General features: G+C 53.1%; 24 protein-coding genes. 14 read left to right on the top strand and 10 right to left on the bottom strand.

The window, feature by feature from the left end:
- Positions 1 to 37: 37 nt before the first annotated feature.
- Together eno and CAFE_RS01960 are read right to left on the bottom strand one after the other, a co-directional pair.
- On the bottom strand, positions 38 to 1,315 hold the full coding sequence (gene eno / locus CAFE_RS01955; protein ID WP_066642734.1) for a phosphopyruvate hydratase: 1,278 nt from the start codon (positions 1,313 to 1,315) through the stop codon (positions 38 to 40).
- Positions 1,316 to 1,412: 97 nt separating this feature from the next.
- Positions 1,413 to 2,456, bottom strand: coding sequence for a tetratricopeptide repeat-containing glycosyltransferase family 2 protein (locus CAFE_RS01960; RefSeq protein ID WP_156989658.1), 1,044 nt, complete (start codon positions 2,454 to 2,456; stop codon positions 1,413 to 1,415).
- A gap of 270 nt (positions 2,457 to 2,726) precedes the next feature.
- Here CAFE_RS01960 and CAFE_RS01965 point away from each other — a divergent pair, with 270 nt between their 5' ends.
- On the top strand, positions 2,727 to 4,856 hold the full coding sequence (locus tag CAFE_RS01965; RefSeq protein WP_166525047.1) for a glycosyltransferase: 2,130 nt from the start codon (positions 2,727 to 2,729) through the stop codon (positions 4,854 to 4,856).
- A gap of 93 nt (positions 4,857 to 4,949) precedes the next feature.
- On the opposite strand, the gene CAFE_RS01970 is transcribed toward CAFE_RS01965, so the two are convergent.
- The 8 genes from CAFE_RS01970 to CAFE_RS02005 form a co-directional block, all read right to left on the bottom strand.
- Positions 4,950 to 6,083, bottom strand: coding sequence for a flagellin N-terminal helical domain-containing protein (locus tag CAFE_RS01970; protein ID WP_156989660.1), 1,134 nt, complete (start codon positions 6,081 to 6,083; stop codon positions 4,950 to 4,952).
- A 206-nt stretch (positions 6,084 to 6,289) separates the two neighbouring features.
- The gene (locus CAFE_RS01975) at positions 6,290 to 6,559 is read right to left on the bottom strand and encodes a carbon storage regulator (RefSeq protein WP_156989661.1); all 270 of its coding nucleotides are present in this window, start codon (positions 6,557 to 6,559) and stop codon (positions 6,290 to 6,292) included.
- A gap of 1 nt (position 6,560) precedes the next feature.
- Positions 6,561 to 6,995: a flagellar assembly protein FliW gene (fliW, locus tag CAFE_RS01980; RefSeq protein WP_156989662.1), complete on the bottom strand. Its 435-nt coding sequence runs from the start codon at positions 6,993 to 6,995 to the stop codon at positions 6,561 to 6,563.
- A 49-nt stretch (positions 6,996 to 7,044) separates the two neighbouring features.
- Positions 7,045 to 7,338 carry a hypothetical protein gene (locus CAFE_RS01985; protein WP_066642763.1) on the bottom strand — a complete coding sequence of 98 codons (294 nt, stop codon included), beginning with the start codon at positions 7,336 to 7,338 and terminating at the stop codon, positions 7,045 to 7,047.
- A 53-nt stretch (positions 7,339 to 7,391) separates the two neighbouring features.
- Positions 7,392 to 8,795: a flagellar hook-associated protein FlgL gene (flgL, locus tag CAFE_RS01990; RefSeq protein WP_066642765.1), complete on the bottom strand. Its 1,404-nt coding sequence runs from the start codon at positions 8,793 to 8,795 to the stop codon at positions 7,392 to 7,394.
- Positions 8,796 to 8,801: 6 nt separating this feature from the next.
- Positions 8,802 to 10,445 (bottom strand): flagellar hook-associated protein FlgK, encoded by a 1,644-nt coding sequence (gene flgK / locus CAFE_RS01995; RefSeq protein ID WP_066642782.1) that lies wholly within the window; start codon positions 10,443 to 10,445, stop codon positions 8,802 to 8,804.
- Positions 10,446 to 10,462: 17 nt separating this feature from the next.
- Positions 10,463 to 10,945: a flagellar export chaperone FlgN gene (gene flgN, locus CAFE_RS02000; protein WP_066642791.1), complete on the bottom strand. Its 483-nt coding sequence runs from the start codon at positions 10,943 to 10,945 to the stop codon at positions 10,463 to 10,465.
- Between the two features lie 33 nt (positions 10,946 to 10,978).
- Positions 10,979 to 11,305: a flagellar biosynthesis anti-sigma factor FlgM gene (locus CAFE_RS02005; protein WP_066642793.1), complete on the bottom strand. Its 327-nt coding sequence runs from the start codon at positions 11,303 to 11,305 to the stop codon at positions 10,979 to 10,981.
- A gap of 443 nt (positions 11,306 to 11,748) precedes the next feature.
- On the opposite strand from CAFE_RS02005, the gene flgB reads away from it, so the two are divergent.
- From flgB to CAFE_RS02070, 13 genes are all read left to right on the top strand, one after another.
- Positions 11,749 to 12,129: a flagellar basal body rod protein FlgB gene (flgB, locus tag CAFE_RS02010; RefSeq protein ID WP_066642798.1), complete on the top strand. Its 381-nt coding sequence runs from the start codon at positions 11,749 to 11,751 to the stop codon at positions 12,127 to 12,129.
- Between the two features lie 22 nt (positions 12,130 to 12,151).
- On the top strand, positions 12,152 to 12,601 hold the full coding sequence (flgC, locus tag CAFE_RS02015) for a flagellar basal body rod protein FlgC (protein WP_066642800.1): 450 nt from the start codon (positions 12,152 to 12,154) through the stop codon (positions 12,599 to 12,601).
- Between the two features lie 7 nt (positions 12,602 to 12,608).
- On the top strand, positions 12,609 to 12,914 hold the full coding sequence (fliE, locus tag CAFE_RS02020; RefSeq protein WP_066642804.1) for a flagellar hook-basal body complex protein FliE: 306 nt from the start codon (positions 12,609 to 12,611) through the stop codon (positions 12,912 to 12,914).
- Positions 12,915 to 12,945: 31 nt separating this feature from the next.
- A complete protein-coding gene (gene fliF, locus CAFE_RS02025) occupies positions 12,946 to 14,544 on the top strand; it encodes a flagellar basal-body MS-ring/collar protein FliF (protein ID WP_156989663.1) in 1,599 nt (532 codons plus the stop codon).
- Positions 14,537 to 15,544 carry a flagellar motor switch protein FliG gene (gene fliG / locus CAFE_RS02030; RefSeq protein ID WP_066642810.1) on the top strand — a complete coding sequence of 336 codons (1,008 nt, stop codon included), beginning with the start codon at positions 14,537 to 14,539 and terminating at the stop codon, positions 15,542 to 15,544. The genes fliF and fliG overlap by 8 nt, the downstream gene beginning before the upstream one ends.
- On the top strand, positions 15,537 to 16,310 hold the full coding sequence (locus CAFE_RS02035) for a FliH/SctL family protein (protein ID WP_066642814.1): 774 nt from the start codon (positions 15,537 to 15,539) through the stop codon (positions 16,308 to 16,310). The genes fliG and CAFE_RS02035 overlap by 8 nt, the downstream gene beginning before the upstream one ends.
- A 23-nt stretch (positions 16,311 to 16,333) precedes the next feature.
- Entirely contained in the window at positions 16,334 to 17,635 is a 1,302-nt protein-coding gene (fliI, locus tag CAFE_RS02040) for a flagellar protein export ATPase FliI (RefSeq protein ID WP_066642817.1), read from the top strand.
- Between the two features lie 3 nt (positions 17,636 to 17,638).
- Entirely contained in the window at positions 17,639 to 18,094 is a 456-nt protein-coding gene (locus tag CAFE_RS02045) for a flagellar FliJ family protein (RefSeq protein WP_066642819.1), read from the top strand.
- Positions 18,095 to 18,156: 62 nt separating this feature from the next.
- Positions 18,157 to 19,545, top strand: a complete 1,389-nt coding sequence (locus CAFE_RS02050) for a flagellar hook-length control protein FliK (RefSeq protein WP_156989664.1) — start codon at positions 18,157 to 18,159, stop codon at positions 19,543 to 19,545.
- An 18-nt stretch (positions 19,546 to 19,563) separates the two neighbouring features.
- Positions 19,564 to 20,067 (top strand): flagellar hook assembly protein FlgD, encoded by a 504-nt coding sequence (locus tag CAFE_RS02055; protein WP_066642823.1) that lies wholly within the window; start codon positions 19,564 to 19,566, stop codon positions 20,065 to 20,067.
- Between the two features lie 67 nt (positions 20,068 to 20,134).
- The gene (locus CAFE_RS02060) at positions 20,135 to 20,536 is read left to right on the top strand and encodes a TIGR02530 family flagellar biosynthesis protein (protein WP_066642825.1); all 402 of its coding nucleotides are present in this window, start codon (positions 20,135 to 20,137) and stop codon (positions 20,534 to 20,536) included.
- Between the two features lie 78 nt (positions 20,537 to 20,614).
- Complete coding sequence (locus tag CAFE_RS02065) at positions 20,615 to 21,514, top strand: flagellar hook-basal body complex protein (RefSeq protein ID WP_166525048.1); 900 nt, start codon at positions 20,615 to 20,617, stop codon at positions 21,512 to 21,514.
- Between the two features lie 74 nt (positions 21,515 to 21,588).
- Positions 21,589 to 21,807, top strand: a complete 219-nt coding sequence (locus CAFE_RS02070; RefSeq protein WP_066642826.1) for a flagellar FlbD family protein — start codon at positions 21,589 to 21,591, stop codon at positions 21,805 to 21,807.
- Positions 21,808 to 21,817: the final 10 nt, after the last annotated feature.

The raw sequence follows: 21,817 nt of genomic DNA on the forward strand, positions 1-21,817 counted from the left end.
CTCGCGGGCTCCTTTCATTTCTATCCGGATGTTGGTTTTAAAAACAGTTCATGCCGGGGTAGACGGCTCCGCCGCCCAGATGGGACTCAATTCTTAAAAGCCGGTTGTACTTCGCCACGCGTTCGCTGCGGCTCGGGGCTCCCGTCTTGATCTGACCCGCGTTCATCGCAACGGCCAGGTCGGCGATGGTCGTATCCTCCGTTTCGCCGGAGCGGTGTGAGACAACCGCGGTGTAGCCTGCGCGGTGAGCCATTTTGATTGCCCGGATCGTCTCGGTCAGGGAACCGATCTGATTGAGTTTAATCAGAATCGAATTGCCACAGTTCATGGTAATTCCTTTTTCCAGGCGCTTTGTGTTGGTTACGAACAGATCGTCGCCAATCAGCTGGGTGCCGGAGCCAAGCGCCTCCGTAATTTTTGCCCAGCCCTGCCAGTCCTCTTCGCCCAGTGGGTCCTCAATGGAACGGATCGGGTATTTTCCGGCGAGGTCTTTCCAGTAAGAGATCAGCTGATCCGTTGTGTACCGCGTTCCCTGTTTCGGAAGTTTGTAGCCTTCTGTGGAAGCCCACTCGCTGGCGGCGGCGTCCACAGCCAGAACAAAATCCTTTCCGGGCTTGTATCCGGCCTTTTCAACCGCCTGCAGAATCAGTTCGATCGCTTCCTCGTCGGTTTCCAGGTTCGGCGCGTAGCCTCCTTCGTCGCCGACCGAGGTGGACAGCCCCTTGGATTTCAAAATTCCCGCGAGCGTGTGGAATACCTCCGCGCACCAGCGGAGGCCTTCGCGAAAGGACGGCGCGCCGGCCGGCATGATCAGAAATTCCTGAATGTCCACGTTGTTGGCGGCGTGCGCTCCGCCGTTTAAAATGTTCATCATCGGCACGGGCAGGGTATCCGCGCTGATTCCGCCCAGAAAGCGGTACAGAGGCAGCCCGAGCGCGTTTGCGCCCGCTCTTGCGGCCGCCAAGGAAACCGCCAGTATGGCGTTTGCGCCCAGCTTGGATTTATCCGGCGTTCCGTCCGCGCGCAGCAGCGCGCTGTCTACGGCTGCCGTATCGGTCGCGTCAAGCCCCCTGACCGCATCCTGAATCACGGTGCCGACGTTGTGCACAGCCTTTGAAACGCCTTTTCCGCCAAAACGGGATTTATCTCCGTCCCGAAGCTCCAGCGCCTCATAGGTCCCGGTGGAAGCGCCGCTTGGCACGGCGCCCCGTCCGGTAATGCCGTTTTCCAGTTCAACCGTGGCTTCCACGGTCGGGTTGCCCCGCGAATCAATTATCTCCAGACCCTGAACAGATTTAATTCTATCATCAGACATGCTTGAACCTTCTTTCCATTGCCAAAAGTTAGCAGAAACTTACTCTATTCATAACATAGCATACCTAGTATGTGAAGTCAAGCATAGTTCTATGAAATTATTTTGAATAAATCATTTCGTCCGGCGCGGGAGCGGCCCGCTGCAAAGCTTTGGCGCGGCAGGCCTCCGCTTTCTCGGGCAGGCCGAGCGCGCCGTAACAGTCGGCCAGCTTTTGGAGCGGAACCGTCCCCGCGGCGCGGAGATCGAGTTCGCTTTCCGCGCCGAACGCGGCGGTGTAATACCAGGTGGCGGCCTCCTCAAAGTCGCCGAGGCTCTGAAAATAATCGCCGAGGTCGCAGCAGACCTCCGCGCACGGGGTGCCTCCGATCACATTTTTCAACGCTGCCTTGAACATGGCCGCGGGGTCCCCCTGCTGCCGCGCGCACCTTACCACCACACACTGGGAGACGCGGATATCATCCAGACTGCGCGTTTCTTCGTGAAGCGTCTGTTCAAAATACGGATAGGCCGCGAGGAAGTCGTCGGGTTTTCCCGCCATGAAAAGTTCCTTCGCATACATCCGGTGCAGGCGCGGGTCGAGGGGGCTTTTTTTGACGGCCTTCTGAAAAATGATAAAATCCCTCCGCGCGTGCAGCGCGGTCGGGCGGTGGACCACCTCAATTTCGCTGTCAAGCCTGTGGAGCGTCAGATCAACGGTTTCATGCACGGGGTCAATCCAACGGAAGCTGCGAACACGCTTGAACAGCTTGGGGCGGTATTCCACGTCAAAATTGTAATTTGTGTTGAATTGGAGCTGATTGGCGTACCGCATCTGAACCAGCTCGACTTCAGGGGACAGGTCCCGCTTCAGCGCGAGAAACTTTTTACGGTTTTCCTCGTCGATCACCTCGTCCGCGTCGGCGGAATAAATATAATCCTTGGTCGCCTTTGAAAAGGCAAAGTTTCTGGCGGAGGAAAAATCCCCCCGCCAGGGGAAGTGATAGAGATGAGAGGTATAGTTTTCTGCGATCTCACGGGTGGAATCGGTTGAACCGGTATCGACAATGATGATCTCATCCGCGATACCGTTCAGGCAATCCAGGCATCGGGACAGAACCGCCTCCTCGTTTTTTACAATCATGCAGACGCTGACGGTTATCATAAAACCAGGGTGCCTCTTTCCGGCGCGGACACGAAAAAAATCCGGTCCGCTGTTTTTTTCTTTATCATAGCACTTTCTGCGGCCGATTTCATGAAAATATGATAAGACTTTGCCGGATGGTGCCGATATATAGAAGAATAGCATTTTTGTCTGATCGGAGGAAATCCATTTATGAAAGCACGTATAAAAAAGTCTGCTTCCGACACACGGGAAATCCATCTTTCCAGTGACGGCCCTTACCACGGGCACCCGATCCGGCTGAGCATCGGGATGATCGTTAAAAATGAGGAAAAGACGCTGGACCGCTGCCTGAGCTCTTTAAAGCCGCTGATGGAGGCGGTCGAAAGCGAACTGATCATCACCGACACCGGCAGTACGGACTCAACCGTGGAAATCGCAAAGAAATACACCGACCACATCATCCATTTCGAGTGGTGCGACGACTTTTCCGCCGCCCGTAACACCGGACTGAAAGAGGCGCGCGGGGAATGGTTTCTGTTCCTCGACGGAGACGAATGGTTTGAAAACACGGATGAGCTGATTGAATTTTTTACAAGCGGGGAATGCGACAAATACGGGTCGGCGTCGTATATTCAAAGGAATTATACCGATTCAAGTGGAAAGAATTATATTGATTTTCATGCCCTCCGCCTAAATCGGGTTATTGAGAATTGCCTTTTTATAAATCAAGTTCATGAAGCGATGCCCCGAATAACACCGACGAAATTTTTTAAAGACTATGCACATCATTATGGATATGTTTGTTACAGCAGACGGGAAAGAATGAAAAAGAGTCAACGAAATATACGTTTGCTTGAAATGGAATTAGAGGAAAATCCTCTGAATCTAAAAGCATACTATGAACTCAGCAGAGAGTACTTTGGCTTTTACGATTTGGACACTGTAGAATATTACTGCACGCGTGGGCTGAAGATTGAAGAGGAGCATCCAGATCATATTTGGAAGCTGTCCATTTTTCAAAGTTATGTGAAAGCACTTTATAAAGGGAAAGCATATCAGAAAGTGCTAGAGCTGGTGGAAAAAATGGTGCGCGAGGATCCCCAAATGGAAATTATCTGGATGGATTATCATTATTACGCACAAAACGCTGCATTTCAAATTAGGGATTATGAACGCTCAAATTCGCATGGGCTTGCCTATTTAAAAGTTTACGAACAGTACCAAGCTGGACGGCTGGATAATAATATGCTGCTTTTTGCAAATTTTGATCATATAAAAGAAACTGATAAAGAGCAGGTACTTTATCTGCTAGGTGTAAGCTTTCTTTTTCTTCATAATTACAAAGAAGTCGAAAAAATTATCGATCAATTAGATTCTTTAGACCCGGCAGTTTTAGGTCATGGCTTACTGCTTATCAGTCGAATGTGCGCCGAGACGGAAAAATGGGAGCAACTCGCGTCATTTTATCAAAATAAACGTTCGGTGGAAGCTTCATATAAGATTGATATAATGAAAGAAATAGAAGCGGTTTTACCGCTGGAAGAAAAGATGCGAGCTGATGCAGCAATCGCTTTCGCCGCTTTACCTGATAAGGATGATGCATACGTTCGCATGAATTGTCTTCGGAATGAGGAATTAAACGGGGATAAAGATGCCGTGGAGTGTGAATTGGATTGGTTTTTGCGTTGGGAGGGGAAATGGAGTACAGTATACTCGGACGTGCTTTTTTTTGCGATGCAAGAGAAAATGAATATTTTGAAGTTTATATTAAAAATTGAGGTGGACGAGTTCAGACCGATCATTGACAATATGCAGAAGCATCATAATAATTTTCCTGAAGTTATAAAAGAATATCTTAAATCGTATTCCTTTGAAAATCTGAAAGGACTGTACTGGTCGATTTGTTTGCGGGAAAATTTGTTGATGATGGAAACAAAGAATTTCGCAGCAAATGAAGATGAAATGAAGTTTTTTATTGAGTATGCGAGGCAAAGTGCAAAATATGTAAGAAGTATTTTCCGGTCTGAACTGTTATCACCGGACCGGGTAACAATTCTGCCGCGGGCGTACCGGTTCGGGTTTTACATGGGCCAGGCACTTGCGGCACAAGAGAAATCAGACAGCGAAAGTTATTTGAGGAATCTTCGTTTTGCTTTGAAATCCTATGAGGGAATGAACCGCCCAATATCTGTGTTACTGGATTACTTTGAACAAGAAGAAAAGCTTCGCAGGGAAAAAGCGGAGGAGTTCAACAAATTGGCAAAACAAGTGAAAGAGCGCATCAAAATATTGATATCACAGGGGAAACTGAAGGAGGCGGGGCAAGTGACCGCGCAGCTTGCGGCTTTGATGCCGAACGACCCGGATGTGGTGAAATTCAGAACACTAACACATACGGAGCCGGACATGAAAGAACTGGCGGCACAGCTTCCTCAGTAAATTTAACCGTAGAGTACCGTTATATGAAACAAACGAGGGCGCTTCCGGAATTCCGGAAGCGCCCTCGGCTTTTGGGACAGATTAAACTTGCTCTTAGCCTTTCAGCAGGGACAGAACGCTCTGCGGCTGGCTGTTGGCCTGCGCCAGCATGGAGGTAGCGGCCTGCTCCAGAATCTGGTTCTTGGTCAGGTCGACCATCTCGGAGGACATGTCCACGTCGCGGATCGTGCTTTCCGCGCTGGTCAGGTTCTCACTCATGGTGGAGAGGTTGTTGGTGGTATGCTCCAGACGGTTCTGCAGGGCGCCGAGGTCGGCGCGGGTGCCGGAAACAGTCGCTATTGCAGCTTTAATCGTATCGATGGCTGCTTTTGCGTCATCCGGTGTTGCCACGGAAATCTGGTCGATGCCAAGGCCTTTGGAACTCATATCCGCAACAGCAAGGGAAACGCGCTGATCAGCTTTGTTTTCAGAGCCGATTTGCAATGAAAGACTATTGTTAGAATTAACTGTAACTGTACCTGACCCCGCGGTGGAAGTATCATAACCGGAAGTGTTTACAGTTATCGATAAGCCGCTGTATTTTGCCTTGACTTCATCGCTTGCGGAATCAGCAACCTTTGCGGTTAATGTATATGACCCGTCGGAAGCTACCGTGACAGTGTCAAAGGTTACATCGCTTTCAGAGCTCGTGACGGAAAGCACGCCGGCATCAGTGGTAGCTACCGTCAATTCGTCGCTAGCTTCAAGATTACCACCGGACAAGGTAATTGCCGTAGAAGCAAGAGTATTGGTCGTGTCGTAACCCAGCGAGCCGTCCAGCAGGTTGATTCCGTTGAAGTTCGTGGAGGTGGAAATGCGGTCGACTTCCTTCTTCAGGGCTTCCACTTCTTTGTTCAGGTTGGCGCGGTCCGTCTCATTCTGATAAGTGCCGTTCGCGGATTGAACGGCCAAAGTGTTCATCCTCTGCAGGATGGATTCGGTTTCGTTCAGGCCGCCTTCGGCGGTCTGTACCAGCGAAATGCCGTTCTGCGCGTTGTCTTCCGCCTGGTTCAGGCCGTTGATCTGGGCGCGCATTTTTTCGGAAACCGCAAGGCCTGCGGCGTCGTCGGCGGCGCTGTTGATGCGGTAGCCGGAAGACAGCTTCTGCAGGTTTTTGCTGATGGCGTTATCGTTCGTCTTCAAGCGGTTGGACGCGTTTAAAGCGGCAATGTTGTGATTAATACGCATAATTTTATTCCTCCTGAATTTGTTTCCGCGCGGCGCAGCCGCCGTTCGCGGGGAAAGAGAATCCTTTCTCCTTCCGTTTTATCCTTGGGGAGCATCCCACGGCTTTCGCCTCACGGGCCCTGTGAAGGCGAGCGCCAACCGGAAAATCCTTCCTTCGGATTCTATCCCATATATCGACCGAAAGGCCGATAATTTTAGGCCGTTTTCTATTTTTTTTCGTTTTTTTCGCCGCCTGGCGCCGTCAGCTTGTCGGGGTGCAGCAGCCGCAGAAGCGTTTCCATCTGCAAATCTCCGGAGGAGGCGCTCGCCTCGCGGTTCAGCTCGCGGGTTTCCAGTAATTCCCTGCGCATAATCGGAACGCCCTTCGGGGCGCTGATCCCGATTTTGACCCGTTCCGCGCCTATTTCCGTAATCACGATTTCGATATCGTCGCCGATCAGGATGGATTCGGAGGTTTTCCTTGTGATCACCAGCATGTCATTCCCTCCCCGCGGCGGCGCCGTGAAACAGCTTGCAGCGAACCGGGTAGCTGCTTTCTTCCAGAATGACCTGCGCCCCGGTTTTTTGCGGCACGTTGATGACGATGGGGCTTTTCAGGTTTACCACGGAGTTTTTGAGTTCCCGCTTGATCACGGCAACCGCCAGAAAACAGAGGTCCTCCGGCTTCGGGTTCCCCAGCCGTTTCAAGTCCTCCGGCGAAAGAGAGGGCTCATAGTCTTTAAAAACAAAAAAAGGATTGACGACGATCAGGGAAGGATACGCGTCATGAGCCGCCTGCAGTGACCAGATGATCTGCGATTCATCCCGCTGCAGCAGGATGAATTCCTTCACCGATTCGAATCCGTAAATCCCGTTTTCAAACCGAATGATATTCCGGGAGCCTGTCCGGGTCCCGGGGTATTCCTGTTTCATGGAGGCTCCTTTCCCGGCGGCGTGACGCCGCGTCCCGGCCGAGTTCCGGTCAGGCAAGTTTGTTGAAACGCCTGTCTTCCCGCTGATCCGGGACGGATTCGTACAGCCGCGCGGCTTCGCGGTAAGACCGGATTGCATCCGTCGGCGCGGGTAGCGAATCGCTGTAATTTTCACGGCTCAGTTCATAACGCAGACGTCCGGTTTCCACCTGCAGCCGAAGCTCGCGCGGTTCCAGATTGAAGCGCAGCGGTACGGCGGGCATAAACGCAACGCCGACGCCGGGATGATTCCGGCTGATTGTGTCGCAGACTGGAAGATCCCGGCGTTCAATGGCAATCAGCATATGGATTTCCTTCCGTTGAACCGTCTATGGTAAGCAGGCCGCAGGCGCTTCTGCTATTTCATGAAATCAAGCAGTGTAGGCTGAAGAATGCTGCTGCATACCTGCAGAGCCGCCTGATAGCTGAATTTTTCCCAGGCCAGATTGGAAAAGGCGGTCGCGGGATCGACGTTTTCCACGCTCTCGTCCCTGGCCTGCAGGTTCAGGTTGACGTTGGAGATATAATTGCTTGTGCTTTTCAGGAGAGTCTCTTTATTGCCAAGCTCCGAATTGGCCTTGTACACGTTGTCCTGCGTGTCGCTGAAGCTGTCCATATAAGGCTGCATCGCGTCCATCAGCTGTTCACCCGTTAAGCTTTCATCCTTGAGGGTTGCGGCCATTTTGGTCATCAGGGAATAAGCGTTCTTCGGGACGCTCGTTCCGTCTTTCGTAACCATGCCGTAGCCGAGGTAGTTGATTCCCGGCAGCGCGGCGTTGAAGGCGCTCTGGTCGACGACGTTTCCGTTCGCGTCCGTCTTGAGGCCCAGGCCGATATCCACATAGGAGGTTTCGCCCGCAAGCTCGTCGAGGTCCACCATATTGGTGATTTTGGTGGAGGACGTGCTGGCCTGTACGGCGTCGCCGCCGTTTTCGTCAAGGTTGCTGATGTTAATCTGTTTGACGTCGTCCGCCGTGATTCCGGAGAGATTTGAATCCGATGTGCTGGCGGCGCTCAATGCGGACACGAAATCGCCGCTCTGCAGCTCGTCCTGCAAATCCTGCTTGGTTGTTCCGCTGATGGTAATTGTTTTGCCGGCGGGATCAACGGAAACGGACTTTGCCCCGTTGGAGATCTGAACGGTGTATCCGTTCAGCTTGTCCTTGAGGGAAGCGCCGAAGTTGATCTGCATGGATTTCTGGGTCGTTTTTCCGTCCCCGTCGGTATAATTGTAACTTACGGTAGAGGAAGCTCCGTTGGTGTTTTCGCCGGTGTCCACATTGATTCCGCGGTATAAAAGATTGCCGCTGCCGTCGAGCGTGAACGGAGCCTCGCCTTCTCCGCCGGCCCCGGAAAAGAGATAGCGGTTGCTGTACTGGGCGTTCATGGTGGAAACCAGGGAATCCCGCAGACTGAGGATATCGTCCGCGAGCGAGTTTCTTGCGGATTGCGGCGTGGCCCCGTTGATTCCTTTCAGGGCGCTTTGGTCGTTGGCGTTGGAAAAGACGTTCACGATTTTTTGAACCGCCGTGTCCGCCGATGAAATCAAGCCGTTCAGATTTTCAATATTGGAGGAGTAATTCTCGTTCAGGGACAGCTGGCGGCGAACCTGAAAAGCCTGGCCCGCAAGAAACGGGTTGTCGGAGGGCGTCTCAAACTGCCGGAAATCCGAGGACGTAACACCGGCCTTGTTCAGCCGGTCAAAAGCGAGATTCAGATTTTTAGTATACTGGTTTGAAATCATTCCGGATGTGATTCTCATGGACCGTTATCCCCTTCCTACAATCCCCATATTGTTGATCAGCGTGTTCAGGCATTCGTCCACGGTCGTCATAAACCGGGCGGAAGCCGACAGCGCCTGATTGTAAACGATTAGATTGATCGCCTCTTCGTTGATATCCACGGAGGAGTTTTCCTGACGGCGCGTGTTGATATTGCTCAGCATGCTGGAGTTCGCGGTATCCTGGGAATTGACGGCGTTGATGTCCTGGCCGAGCGTCAGGGAGATATTATCCACGGCCTCCTGCATCGTCCCGGTGAAAAGGTCGATGCCGTTCGGGGTGGAAATCGTATACTTGCTTGTCGTCAGGTCGGAAATCATCTGTGTAATGTTGCTGTTCGAGCCGCTGGAATCGTCGCCCGCGTTTGCCGTGTCTTTGGAAAGAGTCAGGTAATCGCTGGTCCAGTCGGGAGAAACGCGGATGTTTGCAGCGGTGATCGTAGAATTGCCCGACAAGTCGACGGTTTTGCCGTTTGAATCGGTAAACAGCGGCTTGTTGTCTTTCGCGTCGTTGGTGCTGTTGTCGGCGTTCATCACCGAAGCCAGCTTCTGGGCCAGGGTGTCCAGCATATTTTCATAGTACCCGATGCCGCGGTCGGTGTCTGTGACCCCCCCTGAGGGGGTGTCGTACTCCCCGTTTTCGTTGAGCAGGCTAAGGTATCCGCTCAGGCTGCCGCCCTTGAGCAGATCGTTGCTGTCGTTGGCCGCGCTGCCGCAGGTTTCGCCGTCCGTATCCGTGACGACCACGGTTGCGTGATCCTTGGAGCTGGTGCCGGAAAGGCTGAGGCTCCCCGCTTTGTTTCCGTCTACCAGGCAGACCTCTTTAGAGCTGGAGGTCTGGGTCCCGTCGCTGCCGAAGGAACTGCCGTGAATCGCGTCGCCGTTGCTGTCCGCCAGGTAAATCGACATCGTGTCGACGGTTTTGCCGGAGCCGACGTCGGTCGGCGTTTCCACAACCTTGACGTTGACATATTCCGAAAGCTCGTCGATCAGCGAGTTCCGCTTGTCCATCAGCTCCAGAGCGGGCGATCCGGCAAGATCGGCGTTTTTGATCTGGTCGCTGAGACTTGAAATGTTTTTCAGAAGGGTGTTGACTTTGTCCACTCCGTATTTGCTCAGATAACCGTACTGCTGGTTCCGGATGGTGTCGAGCTGGCTGGCCGCCGTGTTGAGCTTTGTGGCGAGCAGAGAGGCCGCCTCTTTCACCGTGCTTTCCGTCGCGGTGGAACTGCCGGTTGAAGTCAGGCCTTCCAGCTGTTCGATCAGGTCGCTGTATGCCGCGCTGATTCCGTCCGTTGAGGTTTCATTCAGGGCATCCTGAATGTCCTGAAGGGCGCTGAGCTGTGTGGAAGTCAGCCCGCACTGCGCGTTCTGGGTCCGGTACTGTCCGTCCAGAAACGGATTTCTCAGCTGGCTGATTCCGGTTGTCGAAACGCCTTCGCCGACGATGGCGCCGACTCCGGCGTAAAGCATATTGATGCTGGTCGGGGCGACGCTGCTTTGATCCACGCGCTGGCGCGTGTAACCGTCCGTGCGGGCGTTTGTAATATTCTGACCCGTGGTGTTCAAATTGGTCCGCGCCGCCTGCACGCCGCTTTTGGCAATATATAATCCGTCAAATGTTGAACTCAAGGCACACACCGCCCATTCTATATTTTTGTGGAAAGAAATGCGGGGGGCTGATTGCCGCCCCTGATCTTCTCGTCGTAAATTTTCCGCAGCTCCGGCCGGTTTTTGAGTTTGCCGATCACAGCGGACGCCGTATGGATCTTTTGCTCAAGCAGAACGGTATTCTGCCGGTTTGTTTCCTTCATCTCCGTCAATACGGAGGAGAGCTGACGGAACAAAGCCTGGGCCTGCTCCCGGCATTCGCCGGGAAACTGCGGGATGAGCGCGTGAAACTTGGCGTCGGGCTGAGGCGTCAGGTCCATCAGCTTTGCGCGCTCCTGCTCCAGCCCGCGGGCCTCCAGCACAAAGGCCTGCTCCCGTTTCAGGCATTCGTCCAGCAGGTCGAGCCTGCCGTTTTGCAGATCATCCAGCTTTTCCTTTTCCAGCCCCAGAAAGTTCCGGTAAAAATCCAGCAGCTTTTCAAAATAAGAAATCAGGCTGCCGGACGTTTTTTTATCCATCATGGCCCGGATTTCCCCCCTTTCGCATAAACATACTTATTCGTCGGACAGAAGCAGTCCGGCCAGCAGGCCGGAATCGACTTTGTAGCTTCCGTTCCCGACAGATTCTTTCAGATAATCGAGCTTTGCAGCGCAGGAGTCCCTGACGATATCTTCCCGGATGCTGTCTTTCAGGCCGCCGAGAAAAGAATCCTGCCGCTCCGCGCGGGAGGATAGTTCAATCTTGTCGGTTTTCGAAACCTGCCCCAGAGAGCCGGCAAACGATGAGGACGACGGCTTGACCGTCCCTGTTTTGCCTGTGTTTCTTTTTCTGTTGATTGGTGCAAATGGGGTAATGGAAAACCCAGAATCTTTGATCAGCATCCAAACGTTCACCTCTTATAGCCTTTATCGGACGGTTGTTTCAAAAATTTAGCTTTCCGCCGCAGAAATAGATGGAATATTCATCACATGAACTGTTTACGGGCCGAATCAATTCATAGTCACTAGAAAACAAATGCGTTTTTTGTCGAAGACAGAAACAAAAGCCTCAAAAAGCAACAATACATTACTAAACGTTTACTTGGTTTTTTATCTAAATTTTACAGAGAAATAATTTTTTTTTCCACCGAAATCTGTTGACTTTTGTCGTATTATGTATGATAATATATCCTAATTAATAACAACATATTTTCCTCAATATTTTCAATATTTGGAGTTTTTTCCAGAGAAACAAGAAAATCTGCTACAACAGGTATAAAAAAGAAATGTAAATAAATATTCACTTTTAATGTGTTTTTATTCTTTTTGGAAGGAAGGTGACGAGCTTGAACTGGAGCGACAGTGTAACAACATCCCTGCTCAAGAAAGATCTGGACGGACTTTGGGCCAGACAGCAGGCGGTTTCGGACAACATCGCTAATTTTGAAACGCCCGGTTATAAAACAAAGAGCGTATCGTTTGAGGATCAGCTGCAGAATGAAATCGCGGTCGGCGGAACCTCCGATGATATGGTCAGCGGAATCGATCAGGTTCAGCCGGAAACGACCGTTGCGCAGGACGAAATGTTCCGCGCGGACGGAAACGGAGTAGACCTGGAGCAGCAGAATGTGGAGTCCCTCAGAACGCAGATGAATTATTACTATTCCCTTCAGACGATCGGAGACGTGTTTTCAAGGCTGAAAACTGCGATTGGCGGGGGCACATAAAAAATAGACAGGAGGTCTTTTCATGGCATTTCTCAGCTCGCTGGATATCAGCGGTTCGGCATTGACGGCAAGCCGGCTCAGAATGGACGTTATTTCCGAAAATATCGCGAACGCTTCCACCACGCGCACCGACGCGGGCGGACCCTACCGCAGGAAGATGGTGGTTTACCGCGCCGCGGATTCCGAGGAGGACAGCTTCGGCTCCCTTCTGAACAATGAACTGGGCGATTCCACAAAGGCGCCGGGAGGAGTCAAGGTCGACGGAATCGTCGAGGACCAGACCCCGTTTACCACGGTCTACGACCCCTCCAGCCCGGACGCGGACGCTCAGGGCTATGTACAGAAGCCGAATGTAGACGTGACGAAGGAAACGCTGGACATGATGTCGGTGACAAGGGCATATTCCGCAAATATTAACGCGCTGAACGCGGTCAAGAGCATGGCCGGCAAAGCGCTGGAAATCTGGAAGTGACGATAAAATGAATCAAATTGTGCCAATTCAGGATCTAAATTCACTCAATACGTTAAGCTCTGCCGGCTCAAACGCCGCACAATCTCCTTCCGGTCTGCCGTTCCAGTCCCTGTTCGAAGACGCCGTCAACAATGTGAAGCAAACGGACGCCTCCCTCAATACCGAAGTCTATAAAATGACGACGGGCCAGTCGGATAACCTGCACGATATTTACATTGCGTCCCAGAAAGCCAGCCTTTCCGTCGACCTGCTGGTGCAGATGCGCAATAAGGTGCTTGATTCCTATAACGAAATCATGAGAATGAGCGTTTGATGAATTTTCGTAAAGGGCGGTTCAAATCCGGATGAATGAATTAAAGAAATACATACAGCCAATTAAAAATTTTTGGGTAAAACTGTCCGCTAAAACGAAAAAAATCATTTTCATTTCCCTGGGAGGGGTCGTCCTGCTTTCCGTCGTTCTGGGACTGCTTCTGAACCGCACGCAGTATGTGGTTCTCTACTCGGGGCTGGATCATGACGAGGCCGTGGCGGTCATGGCGCAGCTGAAGGACAGCGGCGTAGACTACAAGGAATCCGACGACACAATCTACGTTCCGTCGGACAAAGAAGATTCGATGCGGATGCAGCTCGCCAATGAAGGATACCCAAAATCGGCGCCGAATTACGACTTCTTTACCAGTAATGTCGGGGTCATGACGACGGATTACGAAAAAAAGGTCATTGAAAAATATCAGATGAACCAGAGGCTGGAAGCCGTAATCAAAACGCTGGAACCGATTGAAAACGCCTATGTTACCATCAGCATTCCGGATGAGGGGGACTATGCGTGGGACGACCAGAAGAACGCGCCCGCCGCCTCCGTTACGGTCAAAATGAAGTCCGGGCAGACGCTGAACGCGAAACAGGTCAACGGCATCAAGCAGCTGGTTGCAAAAAGCGTTCCGAGTTTGAAAACGGAAAACGTCTCCGTCATTGACAATTCAACCGGAGAGGAACTGAATTCCTCGGATTCCGACACTTCCGGCAGTGTCCAGATGGACATGACGGAATTCAAGCTGAAGATTGAACAGCAGTATGAAGACAGCCTGCAAAAAAAGATTCTGAATCACCTGACGGAGATCTACGGGCAGAACAATATCAGCGTAAGCGTAAAAAGCCAGATGGATCTTGATAAAAAAATTCAGAACATCGTCACTTATCAGCCGACCACCAGCGACGGAAAGGGAGTTGTCAGCGAAAGTACGGAACAACATGAGGAGACAAGAGACGGCTCCTCGGGCGGCGGGGCCGCCGGAACAGAATCCAATACGGAGACAACAACGTATCCGGGCGTGACGGTCAACGGAAATATCATAACGACAAAAGACAACAAATCCTATAAATACCTGGTCAGTCAGGTTCAGGAGCAGATTCAGAGCGACGCCGCGGCGCTGCAGGACGTAACGGTTTCCATCATTGTCAACGACCCCGGGATGACGGACGCGGAAGTGACAAGTCTGAAAAACGCGGTGGCTTTTGCCTCCGGCGTCAGCGCCGATAAAGTGGACGTTATGAGCAAGAGCTTTTATAGCTCCGCGCAGCCCGCCAACGCGCAGCCGGCCGGCTATGCCCTGCCGTTTGACTGGCGTCTTCTGGCCGCGGGGGCCGGCGGATTTCTGCTGATTGTGATTCTTACGGTCGTTCTTCTTGCCAAACGCAGGAAAAAGCGGGCGAAAGAGCTGGAAGAGAAGCTGATGCAGGGAGAGGAAGTCAATTTGGACGGCCTTTCGCGCGCTGGAATTTCGGACGTTCCCACGGAATCCATCGAGCAGATTCGCCAGTCGACCGGCGGAAAAGAGGAGAAGGTTCGGAAAGACCTTCAGGAGTTTTCAACCCAGAATCCGGAAATTGCTGCCCAGCTGATTCGCAGCTGGCTGAGGGGGGAGGACGACAATGCCTGAACATAAAATTTCAGGAGCACAGAAAGCCGCCTCCGTCATCATCGCTCTGGGGTCCGACGCCGCTTCCAAAATCTATAAATATCTCCGTGAAGAAGAAGTGGAGCAGCTTACGCTCGAAATCGCGAGGACGACCAATCTTCCGCCTGATGCGATGGAAAGCATTCTGGGCGACTTCTACAACCTTTGCCTGACGCAAAAGGTCATCACGGACGGCGGGGTGGAATATGCCCGCAACGTGCTGGAAAAAGCCTACGGCGCGCAGATGGCGAGCTCGCTGCTGGACCGCGTCACCAAGTCGCTTCGGTCAAAGGCGTTTGAATTTCTGCGCAAGGCGGATTACAAAAACCTGCTGACCGCCATCCAGAACGAACATCCGCAGACGATTGCCCTGATTCTTTCGTACGCGCGCGCGGACCAGGCCGCGACGGTCATCGCGGACCTGCCCCCGGACAAGCAGTCGGACGTCGTCCAGCGGATCGCGACAATGGACCGGATTATTCCGGACGTTGTAAAAATCATAGAAAACAACCTTTCCGATAAATTCTCCAATGTCATGAGCGTCGATATGACTCAGTTCGGCGGGGTCGACTATGTGGCCGACATCATGAACAATATGGACCGCACCAATGAAAAATCCATTTTCGACGACCTCAACCGCAAGAACGCGGAGCTGTCCGAAGAAATCAGGCAGAAGATGTTTGTTTTCGAGGATATCGTTATTCTGGACAGTATGTCCATTCAGCGTTTTTTGCGGGAAGTGGACCCGAAGGATATTGTTTATGCGCTGAAAGGAGCCAATAAAGAGGTTGCCGATACCATCTTCAGCAATATGTCCTCTCGCTCTGCCGAAACGGTCAAATCCGACCTGGAATATACGCATAATGTCCGCTTGAGGGATGTGGAAGAAGCGCAGCAGCGTATTGTCGGCGTAATCCGCCGTCTGGAAAGCGAGGGCGAACTGGTAATTTCTAAGGGCGGGAAGGATGAAATTATTGAGTAAGGTCATTAAAGCCTCCCAGTACGGTCCGTTTATGGAAGAACCGGTATTTCAGTCAGCGGGCGTCGGCCATGCGTCGGTGGAAGAACAAAGAAAGCTGATTCTGGAGGAAGCGTTCCAGAAAGCCAAACAGATTATCGAATCGGCACAAAGCTACAGCTCGGCTCAGCTGCGCGACTGCGCCCAGCGCGTGGAAGAAGAACTGCAGGAAGCAAAAAAGCAGGGGTATCAGGACGGCTTTTCCCGTGGCCGCGAAGAGGGAGAAAAGGCGGGGCTGCAGTCCGGAATGCGACAGGGGATTTCCGAAGGAGAGAAAAGGGCCGACGAGGAGAACCAGACCCGCCTGAACGAGCTTTCCGAAATGATCCGGTCCGTTGAAAAATCCAAGACGGAGATTCTTGCAAAATTCGAATCGGATCTGACGGATCTTGCGGTCACCATCGCGAAGACAATTATCAAAAGGGAGCTGGAAGCCGACCCAGGCGTTCTGCACGCCATTGTTCAAAACGCAGTCGATTCCTACCGGAATCAGGCGTGGGTTCGCATTTATGTCTCCGGGAACACGGCAAAGCTGCTGACCAAAGCCGACGTTTCCATCGCAAAAGAGCTGGAGTCCGTCTCGGATCATGTCAAGGTGGTCGTAACGCCGGGGATCGGGGACGAAGCCTGCGTGATCGAAATGCCGGATCAGGTGATCGACGCGGGAGTCGATACGCAGCTGAACAAAATACAGTCGGCGATGCATGACTCCGAACGTTCGGAACAGTAAAAACGTTTGAAAGGAAAGGCCGTATGGTTGATTTGCGGGCTGCCTGCGAGATCGTCACGAAGATTGATCCGCTCTGCTACAAGGGAAAAGTGAAAAACATCGTCGGGATGATGATAGAGACCACCGGCCTTGACGCCAAAATCGGGGATATCTGCACCATCGGCGGCCAGACGGGCGGGCCCGTGGTCGAAGCGGAGGCGGTCGGTTTCCGCGACGGAAACGTGTTGCTCATGTCGTACGGGGATATCCGCGGGGTGGGCCCGGGAAGCATCGTGGAATCGACCGGCCACAAGCTGCGGGTTCCGGTCGGCGAATGCCTGAAGGGCAGGACCGTCGATGCCGCGGGCAACCCGATCGACAGCCTAGGGGACTTTGAACCGGAAACGTACTACGATGTGGAATCCTCCTGCGTCAATCCTCTGGACCGGCCCCGCATCAGCGAAACCATGACGTTCGGCATCAAGGCGATCGACGGGGCCCTGACCATCGGCAAAGGGCAGAGGGTCGGGATTTTTGCTGGCAGCGGCGTCGGGAAAAGCACCCTGATGGGGATGATCGCGAAAAATGTCAAATCGGACATCAACGTCATCGCGCTGGTCGGCGAGCGCGGCAGAGAGGTGAAGGAATTTATTGAAAAGGACCTGGGAGAGGAAGGTTTGGCCCGCTCCGTGCTGGTCGTGGCGACCTCCGACCAGCCGGCCATGCTGCGGGCGAAATGCGCCTTTGTCGCGACGGCCATCGCGGAGTATTTCCGCGATCGGGGAGAGGATGTTCTGCTGATGATGGATTCCCTGACGCGTTTTGCCATGGCCCAAAGAGAGATCGGGCTCGCGACGGGCGAGCCTCCTATCGCAAGGGGCTACACGCCGTCCATTTATTCGCAACTGCCCAGGCTTTTGGAACGGAGCGGAAACTTTATGACGGGTTCCATCACCGGAATTTACACGGTTCTGGTGGAGGGCGACGACACCAACGAGCCGATATCGGACACCGTGCGCGGCATTCTGGACGGGCATATCGTGCTTTCGAGAACGCTTGCCGCGAAAAACCATTACCCCGCCATCGACGTGGGAGCCAGCATTTCGCGCCTGATGACGGATATTACCTCAGAGGAGCATCAGGCGTCCGCCTCGCGGCTGAGAAATCTTCTCTCCGTGTACAATCAGAATTACGACCTGATTTCCATCGGAGCTTATAAACCCGGCATGAACAAAAGGCTCGACGAAGCGGTCGGTAAAATCGACGGGATCAACCGGTTCCTGATGCAGAGGGTTGACGAGTCGTTTTCCTATGAAGAAACCGAAAACCAGATGAAAGGGATTTAAAACATGAAGAAGTTTGTCTTTTCCCTTGAAAACGTCCTTCGGTATAAGAAGGAATTGCTGGATATGCTGAAGAATGAAATGGCGCAGCTTCAAATGAAAATCCGGGAGCTGGAAGAGGAAATCACCAGAGTAAAACGGGAGTATTCCGATTTGAACCGGACCCTGACCCTTCAAATGAAGACCGGGGTGGAACCCTGCGGCATTGCGGTGTACAAGCGCTATTTTGTCGAGCTGGACCGCCGCACCAGAATGCTGGAATCGCAGAGGACGGCAGCGCAAAGGGCCGCCGCCGCGAAGCAGGAGGAGATCGTCCATATGAAAAGCGATATTTCCGGCCTGGAAAAGCTTAAGGATTCACAGCTGAAGGACTATGAGGCTCAGGGACGCAAGGAGCAGGAGCTGCTTGTGGAAGAATTTGTCTCTCGGAAAAAGGATGCCTCGGATTGCCGGACGGCCTGAACAGTTTCGCTGTCTAATTTAATTTTAGATAGATTGATTCCATTGAAAGGAGGTGAGTGAACATGATACAGATCAGCGCGCAGAGCATGAACGTGCCTCAGGCGAAGCCGGCGGGCGAAAACCGGCCGGCTGAAACGGACGAATTTCGTTCCATGCTGAAATCCGCCGTTCAGAAGTCGGATTCCAAAGCGCCGAATAAGGCGGAAGACGGTAAAACAAAGAAACAGGTTCAAAAAACGGACGAATCGGACCGAGGGCAGTCGAAGCAGGACACAACTCAGCAGACTGCATCCCCCTCGCCGCAGGAATCCGCTCTTTTTATTGCTCCGGGAAAAATTCAGGCAGTTGATTCTCCGGCGGATGGGAAAGACGGCGGCACGCAAACGGCGCAGATCGCCGGAATTCAGGCGGCTGCTCAGGAAACCTCTCAAACGGCGGCCGGAACCCTTGTTTCCGGTGCGGAGCAGACGGCGGAAACGGCCGCACAGCAAATTTTGCCCTCCGCACTCGATGAAAAACAACCCCCTGCGAAATCCGTGCGGACTTCCGGCACTCAGGCGGCGGTCCCCGTAAATGAAAGAGCCGCTTCCCAACAGGGAACGAAACCAAACGGCACGGCGGACGCACGGGCGAAAACCCCGGCGGAATCCGGCCGATCGGGCGGAGCACCCCAAAAGGCGTCGTCCACCGGCCAAGCGCCGAAGACCGAAGGCAAGGGAATTTCAGCCGGAACGGTTCCGGACGGAACGGCGCAGGCCGCGCACACCGCGGACTCAGCCGATCAATCTTCGGCCGTTTTGAATCCCGCCTCGACGGGAGACCGGGCGGTTCAGGAAGTCAAAACGCAGGTGCGCGGCGCGGGTTTGAGCCAATCCGGCGGAGACGGCAAAACCGGCCAACCCGGGGTTGACGGCAAAACCGTAGGAAACGCCGCGGCGGCGACCGACAGCCTTTCCAACCTTTACGGCAACGGCAACATTGTCATCAAGGTTTCCGGCGAAGCGGCCCAGGCTCCATCCCCGGTTCATCAGGTGGCGAACGCGGCGGCCTATCAGCTGCAAAGCGGGAAAAACGAGTTCCAGATGGATCTTTACCCGCAGTCGCTCGGAAAGGTATCGCTGAAGATGACCTCGCAGAACGGCCTGCTTACCGTTGAAATCGCGGCGGCCGATCCAAAGACCCAGAGCCTGCTCCTCTCAGGTTCCGCCGAAATCCGTACAATTTTACAGGCTTCCACCGGACAGAACGTACAGACGGTGATTCCGAACCAGCAGGCGGCGCAGTGGTACGGGCAACCCCAGGACGGCGGCGGAGGAAATTCTGGGAATCAGGGCCGCGAACGCGAGAAACCCCGTAAAAGCACCCTGGAGGGAATCAGCTCCGTTTCCTCGGAGCTGAGCACAGGCGATTTTCTTACCATGATTCAGCAGATCGGCGCGTTTTCGCGGTAACAAAAGGAGGAAAAAAACTTGGATAACCTTGGAATTACAGGATATGGGACTCTGGGGCGAACCTACGCGTCCGGGCTGGAATCGTCGGCAAACAACTCAAAAACAAGGAATCCGTCGGACTCTTCGCTGGATATGAACGATTTCCTGCAGCTTCTGGCGGCGCAGTTCCAAAATCAGGATGTGATGAATCCAACGGATAATACCGAATTCATTTCCGAACTCGCGCAGTTTTCGTCCCTGCAGGCGATGAGCGAGCTGACCACCTACTCCGAGCGGCAGTACGCTTCAACCCTGGTCGGCAAGACCGTGGAGGTGGGAACATACGACACGGCCGGGAAGTACGCAATGAAGAAGGGTGTTGTCGAAAGCACGGCCTTTGGTTCCGACGGCTGCGGCATTCTTCTGGAAGGCGATAATACGGCCTACAAGCTGACCGACGTGGTCATGGTTTTGAACGATTCGGGATCGAGCGGCGATTCTTCGGGAAGCGGTTCTTCGGACGGCGGTTCTGCGGAGAAGTAAGACTCGCCGAGCACGCCTGAAACTCCCTGGACCGTCGTAATTCAATCAATCCAAAGGCGGCGAAATCATGAACGACATCCAGTTTCGGAAAAATTATTCCGCCTGGATCGGCCCAGCGTATCCGGTTCAGCCGGAAAGCCGGAATCCGAAAACCCGGCAAACCGACTCCGCAGGAAAAGGCAGTTTTTCAGAAATCCTGCAAACCGTACGGCAGGGCGGCCTGACTTTTTCCAAACATGCTCTGCAGCGTATGGATGAACGGCAGATTGAAGTTTCCCCAGAACTGATGGCGCGGATGAGCGGCGCGGCGGAAAAAGCAAAAGCCAAGGGCGTGCGCGACGCGCTGATGATGAGCGGAGACACCGCGTTTATCGTCAATATTCCCAGCTCGACGGTCGTCACAATGATGAACGGCGGGGAAATGAAAGAAAATATTTTTACAAACATTGATGGAGCCGTGATTTTATAACCGGACCTTTGTAAGGGGGTTATCGGGCTTTGAATGACGGAGAAGCCCGGCGGTTCCGAAAAAAGGAGAGAAAATACAATGGCTATGATGAGAGCAATGTCCTCCGGCGTGGCCGGACTCAAGGCCCACCAGACGGGGCTGGACGTGATCGGCAACAATATCGCGAACGTCAACACCTACGGGTTCAAGGCGTCGCGTACCCTGTTCAGCGACGTATTGTACCAGACCCTGACCAACGCGACAGCGCCATCTGCTACAAACGGGACCGGCGGCATCAACCCGAGCCAGGTCGGCTACGGTTCCACCGCTTCCTCGGTTACGGTCGATACCGGACGCGCCGGCATGGCGACCACAGGGTACAGCGGCGACTGCTATATCAACGGCGAGGGATATTTTATCATCGGCACCGGAACGCCAACAGATAATGTGCCTGCAAGTTATGAATATACCCGGGTCGGCGCTCTTTCATTTGACAGCTCGGGTTATCTGGTCGACGGCAGCGGGAACCGCGTTTGCGGAATTGCCAGCGACAAGCCGACAGCTCTGGATAATGGATTAAACGGCGACAATTCCGTTCCGGAATATATTCACTACGATCCCGCCGGAGACGGTTCGACTGCGCAGACACTCAGCGATATTTCTATTGCAGCAGATGGTACAATAACAGCTACTAACAGCGCAGGAGACGTTGTGACGGTCGGACAAATTGAATTGGCACACTTTACCAATCCGGCGGGCCTAGAGCAGGAGGGCGGAAACTACTATAAAGACACCGGCAACTCCGGCGACGCCACCTTTGCTGCTCCGGGCAGCGGTTCGACCGGCAAGCTGGTGACCGGCGCGCTGGAATCCTCCAACGTGGACCTCGCGAATGAATTTTCCAACATGATCTCCACCGAACGCGGCTACCAGGCGAACTCCAAGATCATCACGGTTTCGGACACGATGCTCGAAACCCTTGTAAATATGGTCCGTTAAGGAAACGCACCGCCCCTTCCCGGTTAAAACCGGGAAGGGAACCGCGGTGATCATCCGACTGGGGGGGAAGGAAAATGATCGAACTCACGCAGCTCAACGGCGCGCCGTTTCTGCTCAACTGCAATCTGATCGAGACGATCGAGAACATACCGGAAACCAAAATTTCGCTCACAACGGGAAAATATTACCTGGTTCAGGAAGAGCGAAAGGAAATCATTCGAAAAATTATCTCCTATCAGCGCATGATTTACAAAAATATGATCTGTATTGAAGGGCTCAGGCCTCAGGATTAAATCTAAGGTT

The sequence above is a fragment of the Caproicibacter fermentans genome (genome assembly GCF_009746625.1).
In the GTDB taxonomy this organism is placed as follows: Bacteria; Bacillota; Clostridia; order Oscillospirales; family Acutalibacteraceae; genus Caproicibacter; species Caproicibacter fermentans.

What these genes read in the sequence shown, in the direction of transcription:
- CAFE_RS02050 (WP_156989664.1), top strand. Translation starts at nt 18,157, where the DNA reads ATGATACAGATCAGCGCGCAGAGCATGAACGTGCCTCAGGCGAAGCCG.
- CAFE_RS02065 (WP_166525048.1), top strand. Translation starts at nt 20,615, where the DNA reads ATGGCTATGATGAGAGCAATGTCCTCCGGCGTGGCCGGACTCAAGGCC.
- CAFE_RS01985 (WP_066642763.1), bottom strand. Translation starts at nt 7,338, where the DNA reads ATGCTGATTGCCATTGAACGCCGGGATCTTCCAGTCTGCGACACAATC.
- fliG (WP_066642810.1), top strand. Translation starts at nt 14,537, where the DNA reads ATGCCTGAACATAAAATTTCAGGAGCACAGAAAGCCGCCTCCGTCATC.
- CAFE_RS01975 (WP_156989661.1), bottom strand. Translation starts at nt 6,559, where the DNA reads ATGCTGGTGATCACAAGGAAAACCTCCGAATCCATCCTGATCGGCGAC.
- CAFE_RS01965 (WP_166525047.1), top strand. Translation starts at nt 2,727, where the DNA reads ATGATCGTTAAAAATGAGGAAAAGACGCTGGACCGCTGCCTGAGCTCT.
- flgN (WP_066642791.1), bottom strand. Translation starts at nt 10,945, where the DNA reads ATGATGGATAAAAAAACGTCCGGCAGCCTGATTTCTTATTTTGAAAAG.
- CAFE_RS01960 (WP_156989658.1), bottom strand. Translation starts at nt 2,456, where the DNA reads ATGATAACCGTCAGCGTCTGCATGATTGTAAAAAACGAGGAGGCGGTT.
- fliW (WP_156989662.1), bottom strand. Translation starts at nt 6,995, where the DNA reads ATGAAACAGGAATACCCCGGGACCCGGACAGGCTCCCGGAATATCATT.
- fliI (WP_066642817.1), top strand. Translation starts at nt 16,334, where the DNA reads ATGGTTGATTTGCGGGCTGCCTGCGAGATCGTCACGAAGATTGATCCG.
- CAFE_RS02045 (WP_066642819.1), top strand. Translation starts at nt 17,639, where the DNA reads ATGAAGAAGTTTGTCTTTTCCCTTGAAAACGTCCTTCGGTATAAGAAG.
- fliE (WP_066642804.1), top strand. Translation starts at nt 12,609, where the DNA reads ATGAATCAAATTGTGCCAATTCAGGATCTAAATTCACTCAATACGTTA.
- CAFE_RS01970 (WP_156989660.1), bottom strand. Translation starts at nt 6,083, where the DNA reads ATGCGTATTAATCACAACATTGCCGCTTTAAACGCGTCCAACCGCTTG.
- eno (WP_066642734.1), bottom strand. Translation starts at nt 1,315, where the DNA reads ATGTCTGATGATAGAATTAAATCTGTTCAGGGTCTGGAGATAATTGAT.
- CAFE_RS02005 (WP_066642793.1), bottom strand. Translation starts at nt 11,305, where the DNA reads ATGCTGATCAAAGATTCTGGGTTTTCCATTACCCCATTTGCACCAATC.
- CAFE_RS02060 (WP_066642825.1), top strand. Translation starts at nt 20,135, where the DNA reads ATGAACGACATCCAGTTTCGGAAAAATTATTCCGCCTGGATCGGCCCA.
- CAFE_RS02070 (WP_066642826.1), top strand. Translation starts at nt 21,589, where the DNA reads ATGATCGAACTCACGCAGCTCAACGGCGCGCCGTTTCTGCTCAACTGC.
- flgC (WP_066642800.1), top strand. Translation starts at nt 12,152, where the DNA reads ATGGCATTTCTCAGCTCGCTGGATATCAGCGGTTCGGCATTGACGGCA.
- flgL (WP_066642765.1), bottom strand. Translation starts at nt 8,795, where the DNA reads ATGAGAATCACATCCGGAATGATTTCAAACCAGTATACTAAAAATCTG.
- fliF (WP_156989663.1), top strand. Translation starts at nt 12,946, where the DNA reads ATGAATGAATTAAAGAAATACATACAGCCAATTAAAAATTTTTGGGTA.